At 43.1% G+C, this 13,339-nt stretch carries 12 protein-coding genes; 3 read left to right on the forward strand and 9 right to left on the reverse strand.

Going from position 1 to position 13,339, the window contains the following annotated elements; all coding sequences use genetic code 11:
• Positions 1–13: 13 nt before the first annotated feature.
• The 6 genes from GYK50_RS11865 to GYK50_RS11890 all read right to left on the reverse strand — a co-directional run bounded on the left by GYK50_RS11865 (position 14) and on the right by GYK50_RS11890 (position 5,888).
• Positions 14–646, reverse strand: coding sequence for a DNA-3-methyladenine glycosylase (locus GYK50_RS11865; RefSeq protein ID WP_212564008.1), 633 nt, complete (start codon positions 644–646; stop codon positions 14–16).
• Between the two features lie 271 nt (positions 647–917).
• On the reverse strand, positions 918–1,325 hold the full coding sequence (locus GYK50_RS11870) for an antitoxin YezG family protein (RefSeq protein ID WP_212564009.1): 408 nt from the start codon (positions 1,323–1,325) through the stop codon (positions 918–920).
• 310 nt (positions 1,326–1,635) lie between these two features.
• Positions 1,636–2,349: a phosphoribosylaminoimidazolesuccinocarboxamide synthase gene (gene purC / locus GYK50_RS11875; RefSeq protein WP_057757995.1), complete on the reverse strand. Its 714-nt coding sequence runs from the start codon at positions 2,347–2,349 to the stop codon at positions 1,636–1,638.
• A gap of 126 nt (positions 2,350–2,475) precedes the next feature.
• Positions 2,476–2,790, reverse strand: coding sequence for a hypothetical protein (locus GYK50_RS11880; protein WP_227674193.1), 315 nt, complete (start codon positions 2,788–2,790; stop codon positions 2,476–2,478).
• A gap of 122 nt (positions 2,791–2,912) precedes the next feature.
• Positions 2,913–3,818 carry a 4-hydroxy-tetrahydrodipicolinate synthase gene (dapA, locus tag GYK50_RS11885; protein WP_093071436.1) on the reverse strand — a complete coding sequence of 302 codons (906 nt, stop codon included), beginning with the start codon at positions 3,816–3,818 and terminating at the stop codon, positions 2,913–2,915.
• Between the two features lie 654 nt (positions 3,819–4,472).
• Entirely contained in the window at positions 4,473–5,888 is a 1,416-nt protein-coding gene (locus GYK50_RS11890) for a Do family serine endopeptidase (RefSeq protein ID WP_379542908.1), read from the reverse strand.
• Between the two features lie 1,015 nt (positions 5,889–6,903).
• On the opposite strand from GYK50_RS11890, the gene GYK50_RS11895 reads away from it, so the two are divergent.
• On the forward strand, positions 6,904–9,213 hold the full coding sequence (locus GYK50_RS11895; protein WP_340050270.1) for a cation:proton antiporter: 2,310 nt from the start codon (positions 6,904–6,906) through the stop codon (positions 9,211–9,213).
• Between the two features lie 153 nt (positions 9,214–9,366).
• Here GYK50_RS11895 and tmk read toward each other — a convergent pair whose 3' ends face one another.
• Together tmk and mltG are read right to left on the reverse strand one after the other, a co-directional pair.
• Complete coding sequence (gene tmk, locus GYK50_RS11900; RefSeq protein ID WP_340050280.1) at positions 9,367–9,999, reverse strand: dTMP kinase; 633 nt, start codon at positions 9,997–9,999, stop codon at positions 9,367–9,369.
• 185 nt (positions 10,000–10,184) lie between these two features.
• Positions 10,185–11,465 carry an endolytic transglycosylase MltG gene (mltG, locus tag GYK50_RS11905; protein ID WP_071002528.1) on the reverse strand — a complete coding sequence of 427 codons (1,281 nt, stop codon included), beginning with the start codon at positions 11,463–11,465 and terminating at the stop codon, positions 10,185–10,187.
• A 170-nt stretch (positions 11,466–11,635) separates the two neighbouring features.
• Here mltG and GYK50_RS11910 point away from each other — a divergent pair, with 170 nt between their 5' ends.
• Positions 11,636–12,400 carry a DpnI domain-containing protein gene (locus GYK50_RS11910; protein ID WP_212564011.1) on the forward strand — a complete coding sequence of 255 codons (765 nt, stop codon included), beginning with the start codon at positions 11,636–11,638 and terminating at the stop codon, positions 12,398–12,400.
• On the opposite strand, the gene GYK50_RS11915 is transcribed toward GYK50_RS11910, so the two are convergent.
• The gene (locus GYK50_RS11915; RefSeq protein ID WP_212564012.1) at positions 12,397–12,891 is read right to left on the reverse strand and encodes a hypothetical protein; all 495 of its coding nucleotides are present in this window, start codon (positions 12,889–12,891) and stop codon (positions 12,397–12,399) included. The genes GYK50_RS11910 and GYK50_RS11915 overlap by 4 nt on opposite strands.
• Positions 12,892–13,062: 171 nt before the next feature.
• Here GYK50_RS11915 and GYK50_RS11920 point away from each other — a divergent pair, with 171 nt between their 5' ends.
• Positions 13,063–13,263, forward strand: a complete 201-nt coding sequence (locus tag GYK50_RS11920; RefSeq protein WP_071002531.1) for a DpnD/PcfM family protein — start codon at positions 13,063–13,065, stop codon at positions 13,261–13,263.
• The last annotated feature ends 76 nt before the right edge of the window (positions 13,264–13,339 follow it).

Raw genomic sequence — 13,339 nt, forward strand, 5'->3', positions numbered from 1 at the left:
AAATCTCAATCTATTAGTTCTTAGATAAGGAAGGATGATCAGTCCATATATAACGTAACAGCCAGTCTTTAGCATCACCGGCATAATCAATACCGATACGCGGACGCACTGATACAGGTGGCTGGCAGCCATCATCTTCGACCCAAACGCCTGAGTCTGGCGTGATAGGCTTGCCATATAAATCGCGAGTTATCTGCAAGCGCTTGGTCAGTTTGCCAGGGCCTGCAAATTGTTTGGGATGAGTCAGTTGTTTGTCTGGACTGAGATGTTGTTCAGCAAGCAGACGATCGCTATCTTCTGTCAAAAATCCTGCTCGAATCAGCACCGATTCAGGCGACTCTATAGAGCCGCTAATCAAATTTAGCATATGATGCACACCGTAAGTCAGATAGACATAGAACACACCGCCTTGCTTATACATAATCTCTGTGCGCGCCGTCCGTGACCCTGCATGTGAATGACAAGCGGGATCATCTTGACCAATATAGGCTTCGGTCTCAGAAATACGCATTCGCAAAACTTTCTCTGATCCGTCGCTGTCGATCAGCTTTCTACAAACCACCTTACCTACTAAATCGGCAGCAACCACACAGGTCGGACGTGTAAACCAGTCAGACTCTAAAACAGTTGATGAAGCAGTAGACATTAGCGAAACCTTTTCTTATTTTTATGGTCTAATTGATATGAGTAAGTACTAACAAATTAGCATAAAAGTAAGATAAGGTATCAAAGACAGTGTTGGCGATATGTTTGATTTTTTATACGAATTAAGTGATAGGCCTATGGCTGAAAGGGTGATACTGTTGATAAATGGATAGGAATTATAGTCTGTTATAAGCGGTTCCATTATGGCAGTCTATTAATAGGTTTTTGGTGTGAAATAACTGGTTTCGTTAGGGTATGCTTTCAATTACTATTCATGACTTTAGACTATCACTTTTAAAAGTTCGATTTATTTCACCTCTAGTGATAACTTCATTAGTTTCTTCATAATCTTTTGGTTTATCGTAGTCATACTCTATTTCAAACTTACCATCAGGGTATAGAGTAAAGGTTAAGCCCCATATTTTTTCTCCTGTAAGGTTAAAAATATGGTTTCTGAGAAATAATGAGGCATCATGTTCAAGGAAAAGCAGTTCGTTAGATAGTTCTCTATATTCATCTATCTTATCTCCCTTGATAGTAATTATAACCTTAGAAGACTGTGTCATTCCCTCATAGATATCGACATGATTAGACATTTGCTTCCAATACTCGTTACCTAAATGAGCCATAAGACCATTTGCAAAAATCCTATATGCTTGATTTTCATCATCTATTTTCATATCTAAATTCCCTAAATATTGATTAAAAACAAACGGCTTGATTGCTTTATGTACACTGGAGGAGTAGGTATAAAGAATTCTGTAAAGGTTTCTAACAGTTCGATGCCTGTATAGCGCACCGATCACTAATAGAATATGTATGGTAAGTACACCATGAAGTACACCGCGCCTATCTTATTGAGTTAAAACCTTGATACTCTTAGCCCATAGCCAAAGATTTAAATACTCACTAAGGAACCATCACAAATATAATGCCATAAAAAAACTGAGCGCATGGCTCAGTTTTTATTTTATGCTAAGTATCAGATACTTATTTTAATGGCACACCAATACGGTCAGCCACTTCTTCATAAGCTTCAATCACATCACCTAATGACTGACGGAAACGGTCTTTATCCAGCTTTTTCTTGGTATTCTTATCCCAGATACGGCAGCCATCTGGTGAGAACTCATCACCTAATACGATACGGTCGTGGAATACGCCAAATTCTAATTTAAAATCAACTAAAATCAAATCACCCGCATCAAACAATGCTTTGAGTACATCGTTGACTTGATAGGTCAGCTCTTCCATCTTAGCCAATTGTTCTTTGGTTGCCCAGCCAAGAGATACAGAGAGCGACTCATTGACCATCGGATCACCTAGCGCATCATCTTTATAAAAAAGCTCATACGTTGGCGGTGTCAATGCTTGCCCTTCTTCTAAGCCCAAACGACGTACCAAACTACCAGCGGCAAAGTTACGCACCACGCACTCTACAGGAATCATATCCAAGCGCTTGACCAATACTTCGTCGTCAGACAATTGCTTTTCAAAATGCGTCTCGATACCAGCATCAGACAATTTTTGCATGATAAAAGCATTAAAGCGGTTATTCACCACGCCTTTACGCGCCAATTGTTCGATACGCTTACCATCAAGCGCTGAGGTATCATCACGGAAGTGTAAAATCAGAAGATCATTGTCTTCTGTTTCGTAGACAGATTTGGCTTTGCCTTTATACAGCAGTTGTTGCTTTTGCATTATGGGGGTTCCTGTTCGTTCAAGCTTATGTGGTAAAAACGCGCAGCGACCGCTGACTCTTATTACAATATCGATATTATTTTAATCAATAATCATAAAAATCGGCGGTACAAATGAAGAAAGAAATTAGTTTGAAGGGCTACTAACAGCACGCTGAGGCTTTGGCAACTGATACTGATTACCTGACTCATTCTGTAGTTTAAGCGTGTTCGCGCCCACATTCGGTGTTGGGTACAAAGGCACGAAAGGCGCTGTTTCTTGAGCAGCCGGCAGCTCTATCGGTGCAAGCTTTTTGCTTTGTTGATAGTCTAAGCTGCCATTGTCGCGCTTTCCAAGCAGGCTCTTGGTCGCTTGGCAGCCGCTCAATACCAACGTACTACCCAAAACTAAGGTCAGCATTGCAGGAAGTAGTTTTGTCGTTTTTGATGATACTGTCATCATGTTGTCTCTCTGAGTTAGCAGTTATTGCTCATTTAGGCGATTGGCTTATCATGATAAGTTGACTTGTTGCTCTCTTGAATATTAATCGTCAAGCAACAAGTCTTAAATCGCTGAAGATCAGGTTATAGTATGTTTGCTCGAACCAACGCTTCATCAATAGTCGCATGATGTTGCTCTGCCAACCAAACGAGTGGTAAGCGTATCCCTTTATCAATCATGCCCATTTTATGTAGCGCATACTTAGCTGGAATAGGACTTGACTCGATGAATAAGTCACGATGTAGATGTTTGACTACGTCATGAATCTGACTAGCCGTTTCAAAATCACCACGCAAGCCAGCAGCGAAAGTCTCGCTCATGGCTTTTGGCGCCACGTTGGCAGTCACTGAGATATTGCCTTTACCACCTACTTTTAGTAGATCAAGCGCTGTGCCATCATCACCAGACAATACGACCATTCTGTCACCAACAGCTTTAATCAATTGCTCACCGCGACCAACAGAGCCTGTCGCATCTTTGATAGCAACGATATTGTCGATATCACATAAGCGCTCGACGGTCTCTTGGGCGATATCGACGACCGTGCGACCCGGTACATTATAGAGCATCTGAGGAATATTGACGGCTTTAGCAATGGCTTGATAATGCTGAAACAAGCCTTCTTGTGGCGGCTTATTGTAATAAGGGGCAACCAATAACGCACAGTCTGCACCAGCATCTGCTGCGTCTTGAGTCAGTTTAATCGCTTCTATGGTGTTGTTTGCACCAGTACCTGCGATGACTGGTACGCGACCTTTAACATGCTGGACAAAATAGCGAATGACATCGCTATGCTCTTGCATCGATAGGGTTGCCGACTCGCCAGTGGTGCCGACAGCAACGAGGCAATGCGTGCCCTGCTCGATCTGCCAGTCTATGAGGTCAGCCAGACGTTTATAATCAACTGTACCGTCAGGGTGCATGGGCGTTACCAAGGCTACCATTGAGCCTTGTAATCGGGTTTTGATCTCGTCGTATGCTGTGCTCATAACCGTGCCTTACTGTATTATCCTAGCTTTTATCAAAGCTGTCACATGATAGGTCGTTTGCAAGTGCCAAAAATTTATATACGTTGATAAACGCTAATGACCAACCCTTGCTTGATGTTAATGCTGAAATTTTATTTATTATCATAACGTTTACATTATAAATTACTGCGTATTAAAGTGAGTATTGGCATTATCGATGCCAGTGACCGCAAATACCTGTTGCGCCATAAAATATAATAATAAAAACGCCTGCTAGTGTAGCATATTTTGATTTGACCGCTATCAATCAATTGATGATTCAAGCACAAATCAAAGACGAAAAAAGCTTTTTTTATTGCTAGAAACAATAAATATTGCTTCAAGTCTTTATTAATAATATACCGATAACTAAAGCACTCAGCAACGTATCAACACTGCTGAATGGTTTTGCCAATACTAGCGAATGGTCAACACATCGATGGTGGGACGATATAAGCGAAAAGGCAGGCCTCGCGTGCCTATACCGCTGCTGACGAATATTTAAATACATTATTTGCAGACTGATGCAATATCCGTTTGCGTATCTCTTATAGCGAGCGGTATTTATGATGAGCAATTATACTTTTCGGTGTTTTTCGGTATGCTGCTGTCCAAATCACTTCCTTATGGTTTTATCTATTCAATACGCAGACCAATAATAGCAGGGATGCCTTGTCGAATAATTTCTATCGTGACAACGCCCTTTTTGGGTAGGGATGAGATGGCGTCAGAGAAATCCGTTACTTTCTTAATAGGCTTTTGGTGAAAATTGGTAATGACATCACCTGCCAAAATCCCCGAGCGCGCGGCTAACCCTGTCGGATCAACCGTCGTGACCAACACCCCCGTTTTATTGTCTGTAGCAATCTCTGCTTGTTCATCTTTGGTCAAATCGCGCAAACGTAGGCCCAGTTGGACATCATCACTTTGCTGATCCCCACTTTGGGCTCTGACATCATTAGGTGCATAAGCAAGTTTACCGCTAATGATCATCTGCTTACCATTGCGCTGAATCTGTGCGCGAAATGGATCGCTTGGCTTTGCTCGGTTGAGCAGATTCAATAAGTCGGATGCTCGCATGATTTGTACATTATTGTACTGCAAGATAATGTCACCAGGTTTTAGACCTGCTTTTTGTGCTGGCGAGTCTGGAGAAACGCGGGTCAGCAAAGCGCCTTGTGGTTTATCCAATTTATAAGCTTCGGCCAGATTACGGTCAATATCTTGCGGATAGATACCCAAATATGCGCGAGCGACTTCACCGCTGGTCTTTAATTGCTCATAGATATCCATAGCAGCGTCAATTGGGATAGAGAATGATAGCCCCATGTAGCCGCCCGTCCCACTAAAGATACGCGAGTTGATACCAATCACCTCACCGCGCTGATTGAATAGAGGGCCACCTGAGTTGCCAGGGTTTAGCGCCACATCGGTTTGTATAAACGGCACACTGGTTTCGCGTGAGAAGCTGCGTGATTTGGCACTGACGATGCCAGCGGAGGCTGAATAATCAAAACCAAATGGTGAACCAATGGCTAGTACGGGCTCCCCTACTTTTAAGCTGTTTGAGTCGCCAATCGGTAGCGCGGGGAACTGAGTGCCTTCAACTTTTAGTACAGCCACATCTGAGCGCTCGTCGCTACCAATCAAGGTTGCATCAAGCTCGGTTCTATCATTAAGTGTGACGGTGATTTTGTCAGCGCCCTCGATGACGTGATGATTGGTCAGCATATAGCCATTAGAGGTAATAAAAAACCCCGTACCATAAGCATGCTCTATCGCTGGCGTGACTGCTCGATCAGGAATGCGCACCCGATCGCCAAAAAACTGCCGCAACACTTCAGCCGTTTGCGCCTTAGCAAGCTCAGCCTCACTGACTGTCTTGGTGACGTTGACGCGCGCCACTGCTGGCGTCACTTGTTGAACTAGGCCAGAGAAATCAGCCGTGGTTACAGCCGCATGTGCATTGCTCATTGTGGTGACATTAATACTAGCCACCATCGCCGTACTCACAGCGAGCGCCAGCGCACTGCGCTGTAACCAAAGTCGCATATCGACAGTGGTTCGTGATTTAAACATATTGATAGGCATATTGTCCTCCATATGAATGGTCATTATTATTGTTGGTAATTAGATGATGGTACTCGATAACGTCTTGCCTGACGCACATAACCCCAATCGTTATTGGTCAGCGTTCTTATATTTGCTTATATAGTGAATTCAGTATAAAAACGATACAGTGGGACTGGGATAAATTTTTCGCAGCATCGAGCAGCGTAGGCACAGCACGCAAGGAAAATTTAGACCAGTTCCACCTTGATATATAATGTATCTGTTTTATTTAGGATTGACTATATCGTTATACTCATATTACACGATGGTATTCGTGCTATGCATCGATTTCATATATGTTTTATCGCTAGGCTGATATAGTAACGATCATGTCAGCCCCGTTTTTATATTTATTTTAATCAAAACCAGGGTTGTTGGCTTTAGTAAACATAAACCCTCAGCGCCAATATACGGTCTCTGATTGACGTCATATTATTGTTGTTTTAGCGGCGTGCATGACCAACGTAGCTACTGTATGATGGACAAAACGTTATCTTGCCATTATTTACATAATGCAGGATAACCCAAGGCATGGTTATTTCATACTGACTTTGTACAATTTTGTGGCTGCGCGCTGATATCGTGGCAGGCTCTATATACATGTATATGAATCAAATCATGTTATGATAGCAAGCAAAACAAATCATAAAACAAACAAAAGTCAATTAGTAAAAATGCTATCGACTACTCGTTTATCAAGCTTGCTATCATCATCCCTGTTTTCCATCTTTTGCATTTTTAGACCACTGTTATTTGTCTAAGAATGCTTTTGCCCTTGCTACTTTATAGTGTATATATCATCTCAAGCTCATGTTGCGATTCATGATGGCTATCAATGTGATGACCCAGATACAATCAGTAATGATAACAATTGATCATAAACGAACGGTAGCGACTATCTTATAGCAGCTATGGATAGATATAAAATATGACAAGATTACAAAAGGATTAATTTATGGATACCGCCCTATTGCTATCCGGCGTGGTTGGGATTGGCATTGCCGCCCAATGGCTGGCTTGGTATTTGAAGCAACCGTCCATTTTATTTTTATTGCTCATTGGCATTATCATCGGACCAGTCCTGGGGGTGTTTGACCCTGATTTGGTATTAGGTGAGCTGATGTTCCCCTTTATCTCTTTGGGCGTGGCAATTATTCTATTTGAGGGCTCGCTAACGCTAGAGTTTGATGAGATCAAGCAGCATGGTACTGTGGTGCAAATGCTGGTCTCGATTGGTGTACTCATCACCATCGCTATCGTGGCGCTGTCGACTTATTTGCTATTCGATGTCGACCCATTGATTGCACTCCTGTTTGGTGCGCTGGTCTGCGTGACCGGTCCGACGGTCATTATGCCGCTGTTGCGTAGCGTACGCCCCAATAAAACCATCTCTAATATCCTAAAATGGGAAGGCATTATCATTGATCCAATCGGCGCAATTGCCGTGGTATTGGTCTATGAATATATCATCTCAGGCGGTGAAGCCAGTAGTATCTTGCTATTTGCCAAAATTGTCGTATTGGCAACGGCACTTGGTATGGCAGGCGCTTGGTTACTGGCGTTCCTCATGCGGCGCCATATGGTTCCTGAGTTTTTGCGCAATGTTTTTACCCTTGCATTCGTCTTGGTCTTGTTTTCGGTATCAAATCACTTGGAGCATGAATCAGGATTATTGACTGTGACCGTACTGGGTGTGGCTTTGGCAAACTGGCCAAAATTCCCACGCGAGACGATTCTAGAGTTCAATGAGTCTTTAACCGTTCTACTGATCTCTGTGCTATTTATTATTTTGGCCGCTCGTGTAGAGCTGGCAAGTTTATTGAGCGTAGGATTTGTAGGTCTGGTGCTCCTTGCTATTGTCATGTTTGTGGCGCGTCCATTATCAGTATGGGCGTCCTCCATCGGCTCCAACCTCAAAACCAATGAAAAGCTGATGATCAGCTGGATTGGCCCTCGCGGTATCGTCGCTGCTGCTATCTCATCCCTGTTTGCGATTCGTTTGCAAGAGTATGATATTCAAGGCGTTGAGCTGCTTGTACCATTGGTATTTATGGTCATCATCGGTACGGTAATGATTCAGGGTCTGGGCGCAAAGATGGTCGGCAACTTGCTGGGCGTACGTGAGCCTGAGACCAACGGTATTCTTATCGTCGGCTCAAACCCGATTGCCCTACTCATCGCCACCTCTCTTAAAGAGCAAGGCTTCGATGTCATCGTCGCCCATAATAACTATACCAATATCGCGCGCGCACGCATGAGCGGACTGCGTACTTACTTTGGCAACCCAATCTCTGATCACGCTGATCACCATCTTGATCTGATTGGTATTGGGCGTCTGTTTGCCATGAGTATGGACAAAGAGATGAATACCTTGTCTGAGATTCATTATCGTCATGAATTTGGCGAGCGTAAGCTATACCGCCTCAAGTTCAGTGATGAAAAAGTCAAAAGTGAGCGCGACGACAAGCAGTCCAATTTTCACTCACAGTGGCTATTTGGCAAAGATGTGACGTATACCAAGCTTGCTAGTATGCTGTCCAAAAAAGCCCGCATCAAAATCACCAACATCACTGACAGCTATAGCTTTGAGCAGTATAAAGCGGATAACAAGCAGTTTGTGCCGCTATATACCATAGACAAAGAAGGCAAGCTGCACGTCATTACTGATAAGTTCGAAGGTACGGTGCCTCGCGATCGCAAGCTTATCTCCTTAGTTGTGGATGATGAAGTACAGCCAAAACCAGTGGACGTAACACCAAAACAAGAGCAAGCGCGTATGGTCGCCGATGCCAATTTTGAGTCCAGCTCAAAAGCGCCTGAAAAGCGTAAAGAAAAAGAGCTGGGCGGCGATAACCTACAAAAACCAGCGCCAGAGGCACCAACTAATACCGCTCAAAATACTGAGCAAAGCGTCGCCAGTGCCCCTAATGCGAACAGCGCCATAGATAAGTCCAATACTGCGACAGTCGCGGCCGATGATAAGGCAGTAGCACCAAAAACAGAGGCTACCAACACAGCGAACACAGGTGTGATGTCAGCAAACTCGACCACGACCTCAAAGACTAAGCCGTCTAGTAATAGTAATACCAACGGTAATGGCAACGCGCCTAAAAATAAAAAAGGAGCGCTTGATCCCAATCGTCTCCCTGACTCTGGTCAAGACAGTGCTACTCATTCGATTGCCAAAACTGACACCGACGCTTCTGGTGCGGCTGAGAAAGAAGCCAAGCAGAGTAAGCTGAATGACAAAAATAGTGATAAATAAACTCTATCGTTATTTACCCGCTAACGTCATAATTGGTTAAATAACGAGCTGTCATTGAAAAAGCCCCAGCATATAGCTGGGGCTTTTTACCTTTATCATATCCGCTTGATTATTAAATCTACTTACAAGATAAACATGCTCACTCAAATATGATTATTCAACATCAAATCTGTCTACGACTGCCTGCCATATCCGCGCGCTCACCTCATCAGTACTGCCTGACGCATCAATACGCTGGATACGTTCAGGATGCGAGCTTGCAAGTTGACTAAAACCGGTATGTACCCAAGTAAAAAACGCCATTGCTTGCTGCTCAAAGCGATCTGCTGCGCTGCGCTTATTGGCGCGTGCCATGCCCTCTGCTACAGGTAAATCAAGCCATAAAGTCAGCTCAGGCAACTGGATCACAAACTGCTCGATCAGCGTCTCAATTTTGGTCAGTATCGCTTTATCACCATGTCCGCGTCCAAAACCCTGATACGCAATAGTAGAGTCCGTAAACCTGTCACAAACGACCCATGTGCCACGTTGTAGCGCAGGCAGGATGACTTGCTGCATATGATCACAGCGTGCTGCAAATAATAATAAAAGCTCTGTATCATCCTCAATTTCAGTTGCAGGGTCTAGCAATATATCGCGCAGTCGCTCAGCAAACGGACTACCACCCGGCTCGCGCGTACGAAGGTAGTGAATACCATTTTTCTCTAGTTGCAAGCAGAGCTGTTCAATCGCCGTGGTTTTCCCGACGCCTTCCGTTCCTTCAAAACTAATAAACCGCCCTACAATAGGTGCGGTCGTCGTTTGTGAAGCATTTGATTCCGGTAGCGTGGACGATGCTGTACTCGTCTGTGCGGATGGCGCGTTGGTCTGTATAGATACTGACATGATATGACCTTATGTCATCGGTGAGCGCTATCGTTAGATTATAGCGCTCAATAAACGATACGTTTTATAAGAGATAAAGAAGTGCTTTATTGCGGCGGTGTTTGAGATTTTTTCTCACGCATGACGCTCAGATAGTCTTTTACCGCTTGGTTGTGCTCAGCCAAGCTATTGGTAAATTTGTGTCCGCCGTTACCAGTTGCCACAAAATATAACGCGTCGCTATCGGCAGGATGCAAGGTTGCTTCGATAGATGCGGCAGATGGCAGCGCGATTGGCGTTGGCGGTAAGCCATCAATCTGATAGGTATTATAAGACGTTTTTTCATCGATATCTTTGCGGCGGATATTACCATCATAACGGCTACCCATACCATAAATGATGGTCGGATCGGTCTGCATACGCATATTTTTAACCAAGCGATTTCTAAATACGGCAGAGACTAGCGGACGCTCTTCTGGTACGCTAGTTTCTTTTTCGATGATAGATGCCATTACTAGTGCTTCGTAAGGGCTATTATAAGGTAGGTCAGGCGCACGGTTTTCCCACGCATCAGTCAGCGCTTTTTGCTGGCGTTTATATAGGTCCGTGAGCACTTTTTTATCGCTCGTTCCTTCACCATAATAATAGGTATCGGGCGCAAACCACCCTTCAAGATTATGATTGACGATAGGATCACTACTGTTAGTCACGTTATCTGGCAATATACCAGCCAAATCTAACGCTTGTGCAATGCTGGCATTATCACTGCCTGCGGTCAGCACTTCTTTTTCGATATTGTCATTATCACGCAGCGCTTGATAGAGGTCTTTTGATGTTTTGCCTTCGATGATTTGCACCTTTACCATGGCTGCTTTTGCGCCCTGCTCTAATATTTGCAATGCCTCAGCAATGGTTGGATTTTCAGGTAATTGATAGATACCTGCATGCAAAGGCGCATCAACTTGCGACTTGATATATAGCTTGGCTACGCTGGCCGAAAATAGCGGAATCTGATTTTGCCACTGCGGCAATAGGCCATAATACGTCTGACCTTGCTCAATCGTGACCATTTGCTGCGGCTGCTCGATACGGCCAAATAAGGTCTGATATACCATGACTAAGAAAAATGCAGCAATGAGCCCTAGCACTAGCAATATTTGATAACCGCGCTGCATAAAAAACGAGGGATTGTTGACTTTATATTGACGCGGTTTGCTGTTGCCACTGATCAGTGAGACATTGGTTGCTGGCGTGTCTTGCACCCCATCTACCACTGGTTGCGCGTCCGGTAGCGTGGTGTCTACACGCTCCTCGACTGTGCCATCTTGCTTGTTTGACGGCGACTCATTGGGACGTTCAGGTGGTGTATTGGGTGTGGGCTTGCTCATGGCAACTCGCGAGGCAGATGTTTGCTAGAATTTAGCACTGAACCGTACGATTTTCAATGGTATTTGCTTAGCTTATGCATTAACTTGGTCTATACACTGATTTATATGGCTCAACATTCCCACCTTTTACTGGTATTTTTATCACTGTCCATCGATGCTGACACTCTATTATGAATCTATATTTTGACCAAAGACTCGCCAAAAACTATCACTCTAAATCACAGATTATTCGTGTTCTCAGTGAAACATGGGTAACAGAAAATGGTTACTGTCCTAATTGTAGCGAGCAGCCTTTGACTGAATTTGCTAACGGTCAACCTGTTGCTGATTTTTACTGCGCGCACTGTAATGAGCAATATGAGCTAAAAAGTAAAAAAGCCAAGTTAAGCAACATCGTTAATGATGGCGCTTATAAGACGATGGTTGAGCGTATCAATAGTAAGGACAATCCCAGTTTTTTCTTTTTGACCTACTCAAAAGCATACGCCGTTAATAACTTTCTCATTATTCCCAAGCATTTCTTTACGCCCGATATTATTGTTAAGCGCAAACCATTATCAGTGACTGCCAAACGCGCAGGTTGGGTGGGTTGTAATATCGACTTACGAAAAGTGCCAGAGTCAGGCAAAGTCTTTTTGGTCTTTGACCAAAAAATTATGGATAAAGAGTCGGTTACCCAGCAATTCCAAAAAACCCTATTTTTACGCACGCAATCTATAGAGTCGCGTGGCTGGACATTAGATGTTTGGCAATGTATCGATCGACTTGATGCTCACTTCTCTCTGAATCAGGTTTATGCTTTTGCTGATGAGTTACAGCTCAAACATCCTGAAAACAACCACGTAAAAGATAAAATTCGCCAACAGTTACAGGTATTACGAGATAAAGGCATTATTGAATTTATAAGCCGTGGCCATTATCAAAAGTTATACTAAGAACACTTATCATCCCATAATGGCAAACCTTTGGCAGCAACCAAACGACCGTAAAACTTGTGAGGAGGATAATCTAGCTCTAGCTCATCATTTACTTTGAAAAAGTATTTCACATTGCCATCGAGACAGGTATAAGCTCGATTTTTTACCTGTTTATTCCAGCTCATTAACAGCCCTAACGGAGTGCGAGAAACTTTAGTAAAAGCTTGTCTTTCGGTTGTGATTGCACACATCACAGTATCTTCATGAAACTGCTTATCTAAACCTTGTTCAATGACTTCTTGACGGGTATGCGCATACTTAAACACACTTCCAAACGCTGTGTATTTTTTATCTTTCTTAGAATAAACAATACTAAATGCTATCTGTGAATAGCAAGGTAAGTGAATTACTTCATCAGGATTTTCTTTTGCTACACAGCAAACTTTATTAAATATCATCAATCTACGAACTTGTAGTGGAATTCGTTGATCTTTATATACCGAACGCATGCGATATTGTCCTTTTAAAAATTTCTATTGAAAAAGGATCATTGATCGATTTGCTTTATGGCACAAGTCTGCGTAACAAAAGACGATCACTTCTTTTGAGGGCTTTTGCTAATCTAATTGGTATAAATAACTGAAGTGATATATGAGAGACTTTAATTATTGAGGATATTTATGATAAAGACAGGCGGTTCAAATACTTATCAAATAGAAGTAATCGAAACGATGAGTGCACTTATAGAAGTGGTTGCAGAAGATGGTGAAATTGCTCTACTAAAAGCGCGAGAAATGTATAGAAGCGAGGATATTATTTTAGAACCTGATGATATGCTTGATACTGAATTTATTATCTTTGGCGTAGAAGAGGATGAGTAGCTAGCTCAAACCAAAAGTAGCTCTCAGTCCTTGTGAACATTAATGTATAAGCGTATAGATAATAGTAGAGCGCTTT

Source organism: Psychrobacter pacificensis (genome assembly GCF_018336615.1).
Taxonomy (GTDB): Bacteria; Pseudomonadota; Gammaproteobacteria; order Pseudomonadales; family Moraxellaceae; genus Psychrobacter; species Psychrobacter pacificensis.

What these genes read in the sequence shown, in the direction of transcription:
- GYK50_RS11865 (WP_212564008.1), bottom strand. Translation starts at nt 646, where the DNA reads ATGTCTACTGCTTCATCAACTGTTTTAGAGTCTGACTGGTTTACACGT.
- GYK50_RS11870 (WP_212564009.1), bottom strand. Translation starts at nt 1,325, where the DNA reads ATGAAAATAGATGATGAAAATCAAGCATATAGGATTTTTGCAAATGGT.
- purC (WP_057757995.1), bottom strand. Translation starts at nt 2,349, where the DNA reads ATGCAAAAGCAACAACTGCTGTATAAAGGCAAAGCCAAATCTGTCTAC.
- GYK50_RS11880 (WP_227674193.1), bottom strand. Translation starts at nt 2,790, where the DNA reads ATGATGACAGTATCATCAAAAACGACAAAACTACTTCCTGCAATGCTG.
- dapA (WP_093071436.1), bottom strand. Translation starts at nt 3,818, where the DNA reads ATGAGCACAGCATACGACGAGATCAAAACCCGATTACAAGGCTCAATG.
- GYK50_RS11890 (WP_379542908.1), bottom strand. Translation starts at nt 5,888, where the DNA reads ATGCGACTTTGGTTACAGCGCAGTGCGCTGGCGCTCGCTGTGAGTACG.
- GYK50_RS11895 (WP_340050270.1), top strand. Translation starts at nt 6,904, where the DNA reads ATGGATACCGCCCTATTGCTATCCGGCGTGGTTGGGATTGGCATTGCC.
- mltG (WP_071002528.1), bottom strand. Translation starts at nt 11,465, where the DNA reads ATGAGCAAGCCCACACCCAATACACCACCTGAACGTCCCAATGAGTCG.
- GYK50_RS11910 (WP_212564011.1), top strand. Translation starts at nt 11,636, where the DNA reads ATGAATCTATATTTTGACCAAAGACTCGCCAAAAACTATCACTCTAAA.
- GYK50_RS11915 (WP_212564012.1), bottom strand. Translation starts at nt 12,891, where the DNA reads ATGCGTTCGGTATATAAAGATCAACGAATTCCACTACAAGTTCGTAGA.
- GYK50_RS11920 (WP_071002531.1), top strand. Translation starts at nt 13,063, where the DNA reads ATGATAAAGACAGGCGGTTCAAATACTTATCAAATAGAAGTAATCGAA.